A 15,848-nucleotide genomic window follows, 5' to 3' on the forward strand; every position below is an offset into this window, starting at 1 on the left:
TTATTACCTATCTCATTTTATTTAAATACCAATAGTTTATTTTTTCAACGACTAACTCTCCATTTTCAGCAAATAAATAGATCGTTCGTTCATCATGGGTTGGATATATACGACTCGTAAGTACTGCCTGATCTTGATTCACAAAAACTTCAATAGAGGAGTGATCAACAAATATATGTAACGTTAAAACATCACCAGCAGGCAAAGGAATACTGCGATATCCTTGTACCCCCTCACCAGAGCGAGCTCTATCTAATACCAAACGTTTAGCTTGATTATCAATGTAGATAAGCGTTGATTCGTTGCAATCTTTAGATGCAGATAATTCAAGCCCTGCTCTTTCTGCACTAGTTTTAGATAAATCAATTTTTACAATAAGTTCGCACTGATTACTTGCTATTTGTAAATCTTGTTTGGTACTTTTTAATTCTATGCGGGTAAATTCTTGTGCATCACCACGTAATGATTTAATTTCACGCACAGGTTTACTAAGTACTTTGTTATCTGATGCTAAAGTCAGCTCTCTAGGTAGCGTTAAAGCCCCCGCCCATTTATCGGCTTTACTTGGCATTGGCGATTCCCACATATCCATCCAACCAATTGCAATGCGGCGACCATCTTTTGCAATTAATGTTTGAGGGGCATAAAAATCATGACCATTATCCATTTCGGTAAATTCACGCACGATTTTAAATGGCGAGCCCGGCTGCCATTCACCCACTAAATAGCCTGATTGAAAACGATTACGGTATTCGTAACCATTAGCTTTCATCCCTTGTGGTGAAAATAGTAAGACATATTTATCGCCTAATGGGAAAAAGTCTGGGCACTCCATCATGTACACATCTGGATCATCGGTTTTAGCAAGCACTTGCTCAAAATTCCAATGACGTAAATCATTTGAACTATAAAGTAGAACCTGACCAACATCTTGCTGATCGCGGGCGCCAACTACCATAAACCATTTATTAGCTTGTCGCCAAACTTTAGGATCACGAAAATGCATAATCCCATCAGGAGGCGTTAGTACAACACCTTGTTTTTCAAAATTAATACCATCATGACTAATAGCTAAGCACTGTACTTCACGAATAGCACTATCATCACCAGGCTCTTTTAGCCATACATGGCCAGTATAAATTAGCGCGAGCACACCGTTATCATCAACTGCCGAGCCTGAAAAACACCCATCTATGTCGTAATCTTCCGATGGTGCAAGGGCGATAGGCAGATGTTGCCAGTGTACTAAATCATCACTAACAACATGGCCCCAATGCATTGGCCCCCAATTTTCATTGTAAGGATAATGTTGAAAAAAGGCATGGTACTTACCATTAAAATAAACAAGGCCATTAGGATCATTAATCCAACCAGCTTTAGCTGCAATGTGATACGCCGGATAATAACGATCTTTAACTTGTTTAGCTAAATCCTCAACAGCTTGATTACCTTTAGTGAGTAACGCTTTCATTTACAACTCCTCCAATTACTGATTTTATTTGCTTATCCCCTTGAAGTAGGAAAGCAGCTATTAACATAAATACCCCAGTTACACAGCCCATTATCATGTATGTATCTGCAAAACCAATTCTGTCATAACCATAGCCTGCTAATGGCGATAAAAAGCTGGCACAAACTTGAGAAACAAACTGAAACCCAACAAGGTACAGTGTTGCTGATAAACGGTGGTCAAAGCGGGTAGAGAAAAATTTAAAAATTGCGACTAATAAGATGGGTAACTCAACAGCGTGCAATAATTTCATTGCTGAAATTAATATTGGCCCTTCAACGATACCGGAACCAATAATACGTAAAGTCATAATAGCGCCGCTTAATAGTAAACTATTTTTAGCACCAATTCGATTAACTAAAAATGGTGCTAATGCCATACCCCCTGCTTCAAGGAATACTTGTAATGAGTTTAGAAAACCATAGATTCGGTTACCATCTTCTCTTGTTGCGAACTGATGAGAGAAATAAACAGAAAATTGTTGGTCGTAAACGCCATACATACTCACGCCAATAGCGAAAATAACTAATGCCCAAAACTGCGAAAGTTTTAATAATCCGAGCGCATCGCTAATTTGTAATTTACTCGCTTTACCGTATTCAAGTTGTCCCATAGCATCGATTTTGGCAACTTTTATAAAGCATAGAAGAATAAGAAAAACCACAGCAGAACATGACGCCAATACAAAGTTAATATTTGGATTAATATTAAATAAAAACCCTGCAAAAAACGTTGCCGCAGCCCAGCCAAGCGATCCCCACATACGGGCACGTCCATATTCAAAACCAGCAATACGACTAACTCGTTCGATATAAGATTCTAATGCACCAATACCTGACGCAAAAGTTGCACCCACATATATTCCGCCTAATGCCGCCCCAATAATAATATTAAACTTTAATGCTGGCGCATAAACGAAGATAAAAAATGGCCCAGAGGCTAATAACAAAAATCCAATCACCCATAATAAATTTTTTCTTAGGCCTAATTTATCTTGAATAAATCCATATAGGGGCTGTAAGCATAAAGCAACAATTGAAATAGCTGAAAAGATGATCCCCGTATCCATGCCACCTAAACCCAGCGTTTGTTCCAGCCAAATTGAAATAAGCGAGAACGATGAAGACCAGGTAAAAAAGAAAAAGAAAAACAATCCACTAAGTAAAAAATAATACTGTCTACTAGACTTTTTCATAATAATTAAACCTTCATATTTACTATTAATCTTCCGACATGTTAACGTTAACCTATAGAAATGGTATCTTTTGATTTAAAAAATGTGATGTTAATCACGAAAGTTAACGTTAACATTAGCTATTTGTGATCAACCTAACATAAAATAAATTTAGTTATTTATTATTTACTTTCCTATAATCATTGATGATTATCACTAACTATAAGAATTGAACTATGCAAAATACAAAAATTTGGTGTTTAGGCGATGCAGTTGTTGATTTGTTACCATTAGAAAATAAAACTTATCAAGCTTGTGCTGGTGGTGCACCGGCTAATGTCGCAGTTGGCATTGCAAAGCTTGGTAATCCAGCCGGATTTATTGGGCGAGTCGGTGATGACCCTTTTGGCCATTTTATGAAAGACACATTCACTGATTATGGTGTTGATTGCCAATGTTTGGAATTTGATCCTAAAATCAAAACCAGTACGGTATTAGTTGATTTAGCCAAGAATGGCGAACGCAGTTTTACCTTTTTAGTTTCACCCTCAGCCGATCAATTTTTATCACAAGAGGCAATCCCAGCTTTTGGCGCTGATATTTTGCATTTTTGCTCACTAGCTTTAGTTGGAAAAACGGGACGAGCAACGTTAGATCATGCAATTAAAAAACTAAAATCGAGTGCAGGGAAAATTAGTTTTGATATCAATTTACGTGAACAAATGTGGGATAATAAGCAAGAAATGCGCGATATTATTACTGATTTTGTTAATCAAGCTGATATTTTAAAATTATCTGATGAAGAACTTTTTTGGCTCACCGAAAGCAAAGACTGGTCGATTGCATTAGATAAATTAAAAAACAACTACCCAGCGAGCTTAAAAATTATAACGAAAGGAAGCGAAGGAAGTATCATTTTATGGAATAATCATCAGTATCAATATTTATCTTATAAAGTTAGTAGTATTGATACTACTGGTGCGGGGGATGCTTTTGTTGCAGGCTTATTAAGCAGTATTGCAATAAATGGCTTACCCGATAACATTGCGATGATTGACACCATGATTTCAATTGCCAGTGCATGTGGTGCATTAGCAACAACCAAAAAAGGCGCACTCACTGCGTTACCTGATAACCGTTACTTGCAAGAATTCATTAACGAAAATAAGACCCTTGATAGTCGATTAATTAGCTAGGTAGTCAAAACAGACTGATCCTCCCAAGACAGCATAATATCCATTATGCTGTTTTTCACTATAATTGTAGTTTACAACAAAAAAATAACGAAATAATTAATATTCTATTGTCATAAGACTGTCACAAAACTTTTATATTATTGTTAGCATAAAATAAATTGTGCAATCAGACCAATGGAGCAGATATGAAAAATCGAATTATGCTTTCTTCTATTATTTCGTCATTATTTCTTCTTTCCACATCAGTTCAAGCCGATGTTAATATTACTGGTGCGGGGGCTTCATTTCCAGCACCTATTTATGCCAAATGGGCAGATTCCTATAATAAGGCAACCGGTGTTAAAGTTAATTATCAATCAATTGGCTCATCAGGCGGCATTAAACAAATTAACGCTGGCACCGTTGATTTTGGTGCAAGTGATGCCCCGCTTTCTCAACCGCAGTTAAAAGAACAAGGCCTATTTCAGTTCCCAACAGTGATTGGTGGTATTGTCATTGCCGTTAATGTACCGGGTATTAAGTCAGGTGATTTATTGCTTGATGGTCAGACGCTTGGCGATATCTATTTAGGTAAAATTACCAAATGGAATGATGCGGCAATTAGCAAACTTAACCCAACTATCACATTACCCAATCAAGCAATCAATGTCATAAGACGTGCTGATGGTTCAGGTACATCTTTTGTATTTACGAGCTATTTAAACAAAGTTAATGAGGATTGGAAAAGTCGTATCGGCGCTGGCACTACGGTAAAATGGCCAGTTGGCATCGGAGGTAAAGGTAATGATGGCGTTGCTGCCTTTATTCAGCGTTTGCCAGGATCGATTGGTTATGTCGAATATGCTTATGCTAAACAAAATAACTTAGCCTATACCAAATTATTTTCGGCTGATAAAACGGTGGTTTCCCCATCTGAAGCAAGCTTTAGTGCTGCGGCAGAAAAAGCTAAATGGGATGAATCATTTGCACAAGACTTAACTAATCAACCAGGTCAAAATGCATGGCCGATTACATCAACCACGTTTATTCTAGTCCATACGTCTCAAGTTGATGTAGTTAAAGGTAAAAATATCCTCGAATTTTTTGATTGGGCTTATAAAAATGGTAGCGAGCAAGCCATAAACCTTGATTATGCAACCTTACCTGATGTTGTTATTGCAAAAATAAAAGCGGCATGGGCAACGAATATTTTAGGTCCTGATGGCAAAGCAATTTATTAATTGATGTAATTAACTTTATAAAATTAAATAGACAATGATAAAAATTAAGCAAACGACTAAAGCCCCCTCTAAATGGGGCGATATAATTTTTGATGCTCTCGTACGGGGCGCTGGAATTTTAGTGTTATTACTTCTTAGTGGGATTATTCTCGCACTAATTATTGCAGCTTGGCCAAGTATTAGCGAGTATGGGCTATCTTTTTTATGGCATAAAGAGTGGGATGTTCCAGCTGAGCAATTTGGTGCCTTAGTCCCGATTTATGGTACGATTGTCACCTCAATTATTGCGTTATTAATTGCAGTTCCTGTGAGTTTTGGTATTGCGCTATTTTTAACTGAACTATCACCTAATTGGCTTAAAAGGCCTTTAGGCATTGCAATTGAACTATTAGCTGCGATCCCAAGCATAGTTTATGGTATGTGGGGCTTATTTGTCTTTGCGCCACTTTTTGCAAGCTACTTTCAAACGCCGATGAATGATATCTTTGCCAATATTCCTTTTCTTAATTTGTTTTTTACCGGGCCTGCTTTTGGGATCGGGATTTTAGCAGCTGGACTCATTTTATCGATCATGATCATTCCCTACATTGCTTCAGTAATGCGTGATGTGTTTGAGCAAACGCCAGTACTGATGAAAGAAGCCGCTTATGGCGTTGGATGTACAACTTGGGAATGCATTCGCCACGTCGTATTACCTTATACCAAAAACGGCGTTATTGGGGGCGTTATGTTAGGGCTTGGCCGCGCACTTGGCGAAACGATGGCTGTTACGTTTATTATTGGTAATACTTATCAACTTGATAGTTTATCACTCTTTATGCCAGGGAATAGCATAACGTCAGCTATCGCAAATGAATTCGCCGAGGCCGAGCCGGGTTTACATACGGCGGCATTAATGGAACTTGGACTTATTTTATTTGTGATCACCTTTATCGTCCTTGCTTGCTCTAAACTGCTTATCGCAAGATTGAATAAGAAGGAAGGTCGATAATGACAAACGGCAATCTATCAAGTCGTAATCGATTACAAAAATGGCGCAATATTAAAAATAAAATTGCAATTACTCTATCGCTATTAACCATGGCATTTGGATTGTTTTGGTTGATATGGATTTTATTCTCAACTTTTGAGAAAGGATTAGGCGGCTTATCGCTTGATGTTTTTACCGAAATGACCCCGCCACCAAATACCGATGGAGGCGGCCTTGCTAATGCCATTATGGGCAGTATGTTACTGATTGTATGGGCGACCGTAATTGGTACACCTATCGGAATTTTGGCCGGCGTATATCTTGCCGAATATGGTAAAAAAGGGCTATTAGCCAGCATTATTCGATTTATCAATGATATTTTGCTATCAGCACCGTCAATAATTATCGGTTTATTCGTCTATATGCTTGTTGTTGTATATATGGGCCATTTTTCTGGTTGGGCAGGCATTATTGCATTAGCACTGATCCAGCTCCCTATCATTGTCAGAACAACAGAAAATATGCTGTTATTAATACCCAACACCCTACGCGAAGCAGCATATGCACTTGGTACACCCCGCTGGCGAGTGATTGTTAAAATCACCTTAAAAGCGTCATTATCAGGAATTGTAACGGGCGTTTTACTGGCAGTTGCAAGGATTGCAGGTGAAACAGCTCCGCTGTTATTTACAGCCTTATCAAACCAGTTTTGGAGCACCGATTTATCGCACCCAATTGCCAACTTACCAGTAACAATATTTAAGTTCGCAATGAGTCCATTTATCGAGTGGCAACAGCTCGCTTGGGTTGGCGTACTTATCATCACACTATTTGTGCTCTTATTAAATATTGTGGCAAGGCTGCTATTTAGTCGAAAAGCGAAATAAACTCATTAATCGATATGATTTGGATTAACTATGACATTAAATTCAACGACAAAAATTCAAGTAAATAATCTTAATTTTTACTATGATAAATTTCATGCTTTAAAAGATATCTCAATTGATATTAAAGCAAATTGCGTCACTGCATTTATCGGTCCTTCTGGTTGCGGTAAATCAACGCTACTACGTACTTTTAATAAAATGTATCAACTCTACCCAGAGCAGCATGCAACCGGTGAAATATTATTAAACGGGAATGATATACTAACTGACCACCGAGATATTTCACTATTAAGAGCCCAAGTGGGGATGGTTTTTCAAAAACCGACGCCTTTCCCAATGTCAATCTATGATAATATCGCGTTTGGTATTAAATTATTTGAAAAATTATCTCGCATTGAAATGGATGAAAGGGTTGAATGGGCGTTAACAAAAGCAGCATTATGGACTGAGGTAAAAGATAAACTACACCAGAGCGGTTATAGTTTGTCTGGAGGTCAACAGCAGCGCCTTTGCATTGCAAGGGGGATTGCTATTCGCCCTGAAGTACTACTCCTTGATGAGCCGTGCTCAGCACTTGACCCAATATCAACAGGGCGAATTGAAGAGCTAATAACCGAGCTTAAATCAGAGTATACCGTTTTAATCGTCACACATAATATGCAGCAGGCGGCAAGGTGTTCTGATTCTACCGCATTTATGTATTTAGGTGAATTAGTTGAATATGGTAATACTGATGATGTCTTTACCTCACCAACTAAGAAACAAACCGAAGATTATATCACTGGTCGTTACGGTTGATATGATCCGTTTTAATGCTGATTGAATCAACCGTTATTATATGTGGTGTGACATCGTCTCAAGTAAAATAAAGAGGACATTATGGATTATTTAGGCAAACATATTTCTGGTCAATTTGATGCTGATCTTGCTTATATTCGTACTCAAATTATGGTTATGGGGGGGTTAGTTGAAAAACAACTCACTGATGCAATAAGTACCCTACTTAATCACGATGTGAACTTGGCTGAACAAGTCATTGAAAATGATCAAAAAGTGAATAAATTAGAAGTTGAAATTGATGAAGCTTGCGTCAAAATTATCGCCAAGCGGCAACCTACAGCAAGTGATTTACGTTTAATTATGGTCATTATTAAAGCAATAACTGAACTAGAGCGCATTGGCGACTCGGCTAAAGATATCTGCCAAATTGCGAAACAAAGTTTTACTCAAGAGCAACAAGATATTTTAACCGGCCTTGATGCAATGGGCCATAACGTCATTTTAATGCTTCGTGATGTTTTAGATGCCTTTACTCGTATGGATCTTAATGAAGCGGTACGCGTTTATAAAGAAGATAAACGTATTAATCAAAATTATGAAATGGTGATCCGCCAACATATGACATTTATGATGGAAGATCCGCGCTCTATTCCAAACATTATCACAGCCTTAAACTGCGCTCGCTCAATCTTACGAATCAGTTCTCGCTGTCAAAATATTAGCGAACTAATCTTTTATTTTATAAAAGGCCAAGATTTTAGACATGTTGGCGATGATGTTATTGAAACACTCCTAAATAAATAATTTTATTATAATGAATCAAGTAAATGACGATCACGCGTCACAGGTAAAATTTGACGTATTTTTTGTACTTGACTAAAATCGACTGTTGAAATGACAACGCCCTCACCTTCATTTAAACAGTCGATAATTGATGCCCACGGATCAATTATCATACTATGCCCCCAAGTTTGCCGACCTGATTGATGCATGCCGCCTTGAGCTGCGGCTAACACAAAACATTGATTATCGATAGCCCTTGCTCTAAGTAGTAATTCCCAATGCGCTTGACCGGTTGGATAAGTAAAGGCGGCGGGCATTAAGATAAGATCTAACTCACCCATCGCTGCAAAAAAAGCCGGAAAACGTACATCATAACAAATCGCAAAACCAACACGGCCAAAAGGTAAATCTGCGGTGACAATATTATGCCCACCAACCATAGTGTCACCTTCATTTATCTGCATTGTTGGTGTTTGAATACTAAACAAATGAACTTTATCATAACGCGTATGTATTGAGCCATCTGGCGCATAAAGCAATAAACTATTCGTTACTTTGTTTGGTTCATGACTCTTAAGTGGAATAGTTCCAGCTGCAAGCCATATTTTATATTCACAGGCAATCTTACTTAACATCGATTGAATTGGCCCTTGACCAAAAGACTCTGCAATAGTTAGTTTTGCATTTGGATCTTGATGAATTAAACAAAAATATTCAGGTAATAAAATAAATTGTGCGCCCTGTAATGCAGCTTTTTTAATAAGCTGCTTCGCTTTAGCAAGGTTTTGCTGTAAGTCTTGAGTCGAAACCATTTGAATAGCTGCAATCGTCACCGAATTGGTCATAATCTGTTCCTTGGTGAGTTAAAAAATAATATACAATAAGTTTATATCGTTAACTTGCTATTTTGAGAATACAGCGTTTTAAATATACGGTGAAGGCAATAACCTTTTCTATTCGGAGTATTACATACCATTTCATCGTTATCAATGAGTGCCCGTTTAAGCTCAGAAGGCCTTAGTCCATAACAAGATAAACATGTTCGACTAAAATGCGCAGAATCAGAAAATCCCATGTCGTTGGCTAATGTTGTTAATGTGAATTGCGAATCGATTGTATCAAGAACATCTTGTAACCTTTGCCATAAAAGATAACCTCGAAAATTAACACCTAATTTAGATCGAAATAAATGCAGAAAACGACTTTCTGAAAGATGTATTTTAGCTGCAATTTCTCGTGAGGAAATCTGTTTTATGTGTAATGATGAAATGATAGCTGCAGCTTTAATTATGCGGTTATCTTGACGGCATACACAATTTGCATCTAATCCACCTAATAAACCACAAATATGGTAAATATCCAAAGATTGCTGCGTTACAATCGATTTAATAAAGTAATTAGCAAGTTTAAGTGCCTCGTGATTATTAAGACAATGAATAGTGCTATTTTCTGTGAAATGAGATAATAAATGATAAAAAGGCGATTCTGGATTAACTAAAAAATTCATACAACATATTCCTGTTGTATTGAGTTTATGAGAAACGTTTGACTGAATGATAAAGCCAAACGCCTTATGTTTTTTACCAATTATCTCCAATTCTAAAGGCACATCATGCAATGATATACATAACTGGATACTAGGATGGCTATGCCAATCAGTTGTGATATTTGATAAAAAATATAATGTCGATAACTCTTGTTTATATAATTTAATTAACGAATTATTTCTTATAATAGTATTTGTCATAATTCTTCGCTCTGATTTTTTAGCTAAATAAAGACTGAATTATTATTTATTTTTACAACTTATTTATTTAAAAGCTATTCATCGGTTAACGCATTTCACAACGAAAAACCACTTATTAACCAAGCTAAAAAGATAACATAATTAATGTCTAAAGTTAATAAAGTGCAATGCGAGAATATTTGAGAACTCGTAAAAAAATAGAGTAATCACTTATCTATTAATTTAAATTAGCTTTTTGGGGTAAAGTGCTTTTTTAGGTTTTATGGTTGATTTTGCAAACCAAAGTATCACAATAAGAACGATAAAAATAACACCATATAACCAGAAAATTTCATTTGACGATATGATTAGCCCTTGTTGTGTGATTTTTTCTGCTAATACTGCTGACGTTTGTGTAACTGAAAATCCCTGTATTTTAAATTGCTGATAAGTTGTTTCAACGGTTTGTACGTTCGTGCTCATAAAATCAGTTAAGTGATTATGATGAATCACTTCTCTTCGTTCCCATAATGAATTTGTTACAGAAGTGCCGATTGAAGTTGCTAACGTCCTAAAAAAATTAAATAAACTCCCTGCTGCAGCTAACTTATTAGTAGGAATATCAGATAAAATAATAATATTTAAAGGCATAATAAAACAAGCAATAGCTAACCCTTGTATAAGCTGAGGCCAAGCGGTGCTTGCAAAATTCATGTTGGGTTCAAATGTATAAGCTCGCCAAAAGAAACATAAAGCAAAAATAATAAAACTCAATGTGACCAATTTTCGCATATCGAGCTGAGAAGCAAAACGACCGATAATGGGGGCTAATATGATTGGAATAAGGCCGATTGGCGCAAGTGCAAGTCCTGCCCAAGTTGCACTATAGCCAAAAACCAGTTGTAATAATTGCGGCAAAATAACTAACGTACCAATATGAAGTAAAAATGCAAGGCTAATGCAAATAGTACCAACCGTAAAATTTCGTGATTTAAATAGAGAAAGATCCACGATAGGATAACTTGATGTCGTTTCCCATAAAATTAAAAATGAGATACAAACTAATGCTATTACAGTAAGAAATATAATTTCTGAAGAATTAAACCAGTCTAGCTCTTTACCTCTATCTAACATCAATTGTAAACAGCCAATACCAACGATTAATAAAGCGAGCCCAACCGTATCAATAGGAAGCTTGTTAGTTTCGCTTTCCCGCCCTTTTAATAATATTCTTGCACTCAACCATACGACAATACCAATCGGGATATTTAATAAAAAAATCCAACCCCAGTAGAAATTATCACTGATCCATCCGCCTAAAATAGGACCACAAACAGGGGCAATAATAATGGTCATTGACCATATTGCTAGCGACATGTTTTTTTTAGAATCTGGCGAGTTAGCTAATAATAAACTCTGAGAAAGAGGAATAATGGGGCCAGAAACCGCGCCTTGTAATATTCGCGAAAAAATTAACATTTCAAGACTATTAGAAATACCACATAGCCAAGAGCTAAAAATAAATAATAGAATTGAAACTAAAAATAGCTTTACCTCACCAAATCGCTTTGCTAACCAGCCAGTTAAAGGAATCGATATTGCATTAGCTACGCCAAATGACGTAATAACCCAAGTGCCTTGTGATGTAGATTCACCAAGGTTTCCAGCGATAGTTGAAAGTGCAATGTTAGCTATCGTTAAATCTAAAATTTGCAAAAAAGCTATCGTTGCTAAAGCAAAAATAAACGCCGTTAATTTAATTCCAGAAAAAGGGAATGATGGCATTTAATACCTCATTTTGGGGTTGATTTGAGATTAGTTTGCACAATTTGCTGAATTAATTGTTCAAATTCATCATCATCATAATCAAACACATCTGTCTGATATTTAATCTTTCGAGCAGGAATATCGGTTAATAATTTGCCGCTATGATCGCGAGTATCGACATTGACAGTCATAGATAAGCCAATGCGTAATGGATTAACGCGAATTTGTTCTTTATCTAACTCGATACGGACCGGTAAGCGTTGAATTACTTTGATCCAGTTACCTGTCGCATTTTGTGCTGGTAACAATGAAAATGCGCTGCCTGTACCCATCGCAATGCCTGCAATCTTGCCATTAAAAATAATATTATCACCGTAATAATCGCTAGTTAATGTGACTTTTTGACCAATACGGATATCTTTTAACTGAACTTCTTTAAAATTAGCTTCAACCCAAACTTGATCAAGAGGCACTATTATCATTAATCGTTCGCCTTTTGTTATTTGTTCGCCAATTTGAACACTGCGTCTAGAAATATATCCCGTTACTGGCGCAATAATTTTTGTCCGTTTTAAATTTAACCATGCTTCTCGTAATTTAAAAATCGCTTGTTGAATACTTGGATGTGCCAACAATGGTGTTTGCATTAACAGTGCATGGTTAATCGCTAACTCTTGTGTAACGATTTCTAAATCATTAAGTGCAATTTGTACATCTTGCCTAGCATGATCAATGTCTTCTTGTGAGATCGATTTTCGTAACCAAAGTGCTTCCCGTCTATCTAAATCTTTTTGTGATTTTTCTAACTTTACTTTTTTTAACTCAATGCTTGCCGATAATTTTTCATTTGTCAGTTTGATTTGTTGTACTTCTCTAATAACTTTTGCTAAAACATTTTTTGCATAACCAAAATCATTCTCAGCATCAATAGACTCGAGTGTAACAATAACGTCTTTTTTCTGTATAAAATCATTATCATCAACATAAATAGATGATACCCCACCACCAATTTGTGCATGGATTGCAACCTGATTTCCCATAACATATGCATTATCAGTAGATTGTCTAAAGCGAGAAAAGGTATACCAATAAATTACATAACTTAAGCCTATGATAATAAAAATAAGCGCAAGAATTATTATTTTTTTTACCCGCGCTGATTTTTTGTTTTTTTGTAAATTGAAATCTTGTTCTATAACGTTTTCCATTTAAATACCTAATGATAATTAACACTCATTAAATTAATAAATTCTCTGGTGAATATGATTAGACAGTTTAAAGAAATAAATCACCCTAGCTTGAATAAACCAGCTAACTTTCATTGTAAAACTTAAAATATCTTAAATTCCGTAAATAACGTTTAAAATTAAATTTTTATAAATAAAAAAAATATCGATAATTATTGCTTATCACTTTTTGTTTATAATATTTATTTGACGCAGTTGTAGTAAATTATATCAGTCAAATGGTTGAAACTGTGCTAGTTTACCTACATATAAGAATATTGAAGTAATCATATTGGATAGATATTGATGTATAAATTTATAGAAAAATTAATTAATCCTTACCCAGACTCGACGCCAGAAATTGCCCAAAAAGGTTTATTTTCATTTATGTGGCAAGCAACTAAGGGGTCTCGACTATTCATCTTTTTGCTGATTTTATTCACCGCAACAACCGGTGCTTTTGAAGCATTCTTATTTGCAATGATGGGTAAAATGGTCGATTGGCTAACGGTTATTGCCCCTAATGAGCTTTGGCAAAAAGAAGGGAAAACGCTATTTATTTTAGCCGCAATTATTTTAGCCAGCACGTTGTTAGTGGCGGGACAAACCATCATTAAGCATCAAGCACTTGCAGGTAATTTTCCAATGCGCTTACGCTGGAACTTACATCGCTTAGTGTTAAACCAAAGTATGCGTTTTTTTCAAGATGAATTTGCCGGTCGCGTTGCGGCTAAAGTAATGCAAACCTCATTAGCGGTACGTGATACTTGCTTTTTACTGGCTGACATTCTTGTTTTTGCAGTGATCTATTTTATAACAATGTCAGCGGTTTTATCGGGATTTGACCTTTGGTTCTTATTACCATTTGCAGCGTGGTTAACTTGTTATATTATCGCTTTAATTTATTTTGTACCAAGACTTGGCAAAGTTGCACGGCAGCAAGCCGATGCCCGTTCACTGATGACAGGAAGAATTACCGATGCTTATACTAATATCATGACGGTAAAATTATTTTCACATGCGGGTAATGAAGCAAGCTATGCAAAAGAGTCAATGGATGGATTTTTAACAACGGTTAATAAGCAGATGAGATTAGTCAGTAGTTTTGAAATAATCAATCATCTACTCAATATAGGCTTAATATTAAGCACCGCTGGGATCGCATTATTATTATGGACAAATTCTCTGGTAGGGCTTGGCGCCATCGCGGCTGCAACGGCAATGTCATTAAGGCTAAATGGCTTATCTCATTGGATTATGTGGGAAATGACCGCTCTATTTGAAAATATGGGGGTAGTACAAGATGGTATTAATACATTTTCAGCAGTTCAAGCTGTGCAAGATAAACCAAATGCGACAGAATTAAGCGTAAAGCAAGGTAAAATAACTTTCAATAATGTTATCTTTAATTATGATAATCATCAAGATAACTCGATTATTGAAAATATGCAGCTTACCATCAATCCTGGCGAAAAAATTGGCTTAGTTGGCCGATCTGGCGCGGGTAAATCGACACTCATCAACTTGCTATTACGTATGTATGATATCAAAAGTGGCCAAATTCTAATTGATGATCAAGATATTGCCGGTGTCACTCAAGATAGCTTACGAGCTCAAATTGGTATGGTCACACAAGATACCTCATTACTGCATCGCTCTGTTCGAGAAAACCTACTTTATGGTAAACCAACCGCAACAGAAGAACAAATGCGTAATGCGGCTAAACAAGCTGAAGCAGAGCCGTTTATTTTATCGCTCAAAGATGCTAAAGGTCGTAGTGGTTATGATGCCTTTGTTGGTGAACGGGGAATTAAATTATCTGGTGGACAGCGGCAACGCATCGCCATTGCGCGTGTAATGATAAAAAATGCACCTATTTTACTATTAGATGAAGCAACAAGTGCACTTGATTCTGAAGTTGAAGTTGCAATACAAGATAGCCTATATAAATTAATGCAAGGTAAAACGGTTATTGCGATCGCGCACCGTTTATCCACTATTGCGGCAATGGATCGCTTGATTGTATTAGATAAAGGTAAAATTATTGAGCAAGGATCGCATCAAGCGTTATTAGCAAAAAATGGTTTATACGCTCAGCTATGGAAGCACCAAAGTGGTGGTTTTTTGGGTGATGAGTAAATTGATTTAAACGAAAATTGTTAATTAAATATGCTTTATGTATAGTGCCAAAGCATATTTTTTTACCGCATAACAACGACAACGTTTACATGCCTTATCCCGTCCATATGATCAGTTTTTTTTAGGACGGGACCTCTCTTTATATTTTGTGAAAACTTTATAACCTTATGATATTTTAGTAAATAGAATCGATAAATACTATTATGATACCTATTTACAATATCGCTAACCGAGTTGTTCTAGACTAAATAGAAATCCACCTAAAAGCCTGATATCATAACCTATTGAACACATTAAAAAATAAAATTAATTATGTACTTAAATCTAAATTACGCCTATATTTATATCGCTTAGATCTTAAAAATTTATCTTTAATGGTTGCTAATAATTAAAGATAGAATTATGCTTAGTCTGAAATTAATTAATTGATTAATTTAATTTTTATTGAAATTTAAATAGCATAATCATAA

At 36.1% G+C, this 15,848-nt stretch carries 13 protein-coding genes; 7 read left to right on the top strand and 6 right to left on the bottom strand.

Annotated features, from left to right (window positions below):
* Positions 1 to 7 precede the first annotated feature (7 nt).
* Together RHO14_08490 and RHO14_08495 are read right to left on the bottom strand one after the other, a co-directional pair.
* On the bottom strand, positions 8 to 1,471 hold the full coding sequence (locus RHO14_08490; protein ID WVD70392.1) for a glycoside hydrolase family 32 protein: 1,464 nt from the start codon (positions 1,469 to 1,471) through the stop codon (positions 8 to 10).
* On the bottom strand, positions 1,452 to 2,705 hold the full coding sequence (locus RHO14_08495) for an MFS transporter (protein ID WVD70393.1): 1,254 nt from the start codon (positions 2,703 to 2,705) through the stop codon (positions 1,452 to 1,454). The genes RHO14_08490 and RHO14_08495 overlap by 20 nt, the downstream gene beginning before the upstream one ends.
* A gap of 215 nt (positions 2,706 to 2,920) precedes the next feature.
* Here RHO14_08495 and RHO14_08500 point away from each other — a divergent pair, with 215 nt between their 5' ends.
* The 6 genes from RHO14_08500 to phoU all read left to right on the top strand — a co-directional run bounded on the left by RHO14_08500 (position 2,921) and on the right by phoU (position 8,541).
* Positions 2,921 to 3,880, top strand: a complete 960-nt coding sequence (locus RHO14_08500; GenBank protein ID WVD70394.1) for an aminoimidazole riboside kinase — start codon at positions 2,921 to 2,923, stop codon at positions 3,878 to 3,880.
* A 185-nt stretch (positions 3,881 to 4,065) separates the two neighbouring features.
* Positions 4,066 to 5,100 carry a phosphate ABC transporter substrate-binding protein PstS gene (gene pstS / locus RHO14_08505; GenBank protein ID WVD70395.1) on the top strand — a complete coding sequence of 345 codons (1,035 nt, stop codon included), beginning with the start codon at positions 4,066 to 4,068 and terminating at the stop codon, positions 5,098 to 5,100.
* Between the two features lie 34 nt (positions 5,101 to 5,134).
* On the top strand, positions 5,135 to 6,091 hold the full coding sequence (gene pstC / locus RHO14_08510; GenBank protein WVD70396.1) for a phosphate ABC transporter permease PstC: 957 nt from the start codon (positions 5,135 to 5,137) through the stop codon (positions 6,089 to 6,091).
* Complete coding sequence (pstA, locus tag RHO14_08515; GenBank protein ID WVD70397.1) at positions 6,091 to 6,957, top strand: phosphate ABC transporter permease PstA; 867 nt, start codon at positions 6,091 to 6,093, stop codon at positions 6,955 to 6,957. The genes pstC and pstA overlap by 1 nt, the downstream gene beginning before the upstream one ends.
* 30 nt (positions 6,958 to 6,987) lie before the next feature.
* Entirely contained in the window at positions 6,988 to 7,755 is a 768-nt protein-coding gene (pstB, locus tag RHO14_08520; GenBank protein WVD70398.1) for a phosphate ABC transporter ATP-binding protein PstB, read from the top strand.
* A gap of 81 nt (positions 7,756 to 7,836) precedes the next feature.
* Positions 7,837 to 8,541: a phosphate signaling complex protein PhoU gene (gene phoU / locus RHO14_08525; GenBank protein ID WVD70399.1), complete on the top strand. Its 705-nt coding sequence runs from the start codon at positions 7,837 to 7,839 to the stop codon at positions 8,539 to 8,541.
* Between the two features lie 5 nt (positions 8,542 to 8,546).
* On the opposite strand, the gene RHO14_08530 is transcribed toward phoU, so the two are convergent.
* The 4 genes from RHO14_08530 to RHO14_08545 all read right to left on the bottom strand — a co-directional run bounded on the left by RHO14_08530 (position 8,547) and on the right by RHO14_08545 (position 13,221).
* Positions 8,547 to 9,365: a carbon-nitrogen hydrolase family protein gene (locus RHO14_08530; GenBank protein ID WVD70400.1), complete on the bottom strand. Its 819-nt coding sequence runs from the start codon at positions 9,363 to 9,365 to the stop codon at positions 8,547 to 8,549.
* A 41-nt stretch (positions 9,366 to 9,406) separates the two neighbouring features.
* Entirely contained in the window at positions 9,407 to 10,267 is an 861-nt protein-coding gene (locus RHO14_08535; GenBank protein WVD70401.1) for an AraC family transcriptional regulator, read from the bottom strand.
* A gap of 222 nt (positions 10,268 to 10,489) precedes the next feature.
* Entirely contained in the window at positions 10,490 to 12,031 is a 1,542-nt protein-coding gene (locus RHO14_08540; protein ID WVD70402.1) for a DHA2 family efflux MFS transporter permease subunit, read from the bottom strand.
* An 8-nt stretch (positions 12,032 to 12,039) separates the two neighbouring features.
* Positions 12,040 to 13,221 (bottom strand): efflux RND transporter periplasmic adaptor subunit, encoded by a 1,182-nt coding sequence (locus tag RHO14_08545; GenBank protein WVD70403.1) that lies wholly within the window; start codon positions 13,219 to 13,221, stop codon positions 12,040 to 12,042.
* A gap of 324 nt (positions 13,222 to 13,545) precedes the next feature.
* Between RHO14_08545 and RHO14_08550 the strand changes: the two genes are divergently transcribed.
* Complete coding sequence (locus tag RHO14_08550; protein WVD70404.1) at positions 13,546 to 15,378, top strand: ABC transporter ATP-binding protein; 1,833 nt, start codon at positions 13,546 to 13,548, stop codon at positions 15,376 to 15,378.
* Positions 15,379 to 15,848 lie beyond the last annotated feature (470 nt).

Source organism: Orbaceae bacterium lpD04 (assembly GCA_036251935.1).
Lineage (GTDB): Bacteria > Pseudomonadota > Gammaproteobacteria > Enterobacterales > Orbaceae > Orbus > Orbus wheelerorum.

Bases quoted from the DNA above. Each gene is read 5' to 3' on its own strand.
- pstB (WVD70398.1), top strand. From the start codon at position 6,988: ATGACATTAAATTCAACGACAAAAATTCAAGTAAATAATCTTAATTTT.
- RHO14_08550 (WVD70404.1), top strand. From the start codon at position 13,546: ATGTATAAATTTATAGAAAAATTAATTAATCCTTACCCAGACTCGACG.
- RHO14_08495 (WVD70393.1), bottom strand. From the start codon at position 2,705: ATGAAAAAGTCTAGTAGACAGTATTATTTTTTACTTAGTGGATTGTTT.
- RHO14_08530 (WVD70400.1), bottom strand. From the start codon at position 9,365: ATGACCAATTCGGTGACGATTGCAGCTATTCAAATGGTTTCGACTCAA.
- RHO14_08490 (WVD70392.1), bottom strand. From the start codon at position 1,471: ATGAAAGCGTTACTCACTAAAGGTAATCAAGCTGTTGAGGATTTAGCT.
- pstC (WVD70396.1), top strand. From the start codon at position 5,135: ATGATAAAAATTAAGCAAACGACTAAAGCCCCCTCTAAATGGGGCGAT.
- RHO14_08540 (WVD70402.1), bottom strand. From the start codon at position 12,031: ATGCCATCATTCCCTTTTTCTGGAATTAAATTAACGGCGTTTATTTTT.
- pstS (WVD70395.1), top strand. From the start codon at position 4,066: ATGAAAAATCGAATTATGCTTTCTTCTATTATTTCGTCATTATTTCTT.
- pstA (WVD70397.1), top strand. From the start codon at position 6,091: ATGACAAACGGCAATCTATCAAGTCGTAATCGATTACAAAAATGGCGC.
- phoU (WVD70399.1), top strand. From the start codon at position 7,837: ATGGATTATTTAGGCAAACATATTTCTGGTCAATTTGATGCTGATCTT.
- RHO14_08535 (WVD70401.1), bottom strand. From the start codon at position 10,267: ATGACAAATACTATTATAAGAAATAATTCGTTAATTAAATTATATAAA.
- RHO14_08545 (WVD70403.1), bottom strand. From the start codon at position 13,221: ATGGAAAACGTTATAGAACAAGATTTCAATTTACAAAAAAACAAAAAA.
- RHO14_08500 (WVD70394.1), top strand. From the start codon at position 2,921: ATGCAAAATACAAAAATTTGGTGTTTAGGCGATGCAGTTGTTGATTTG.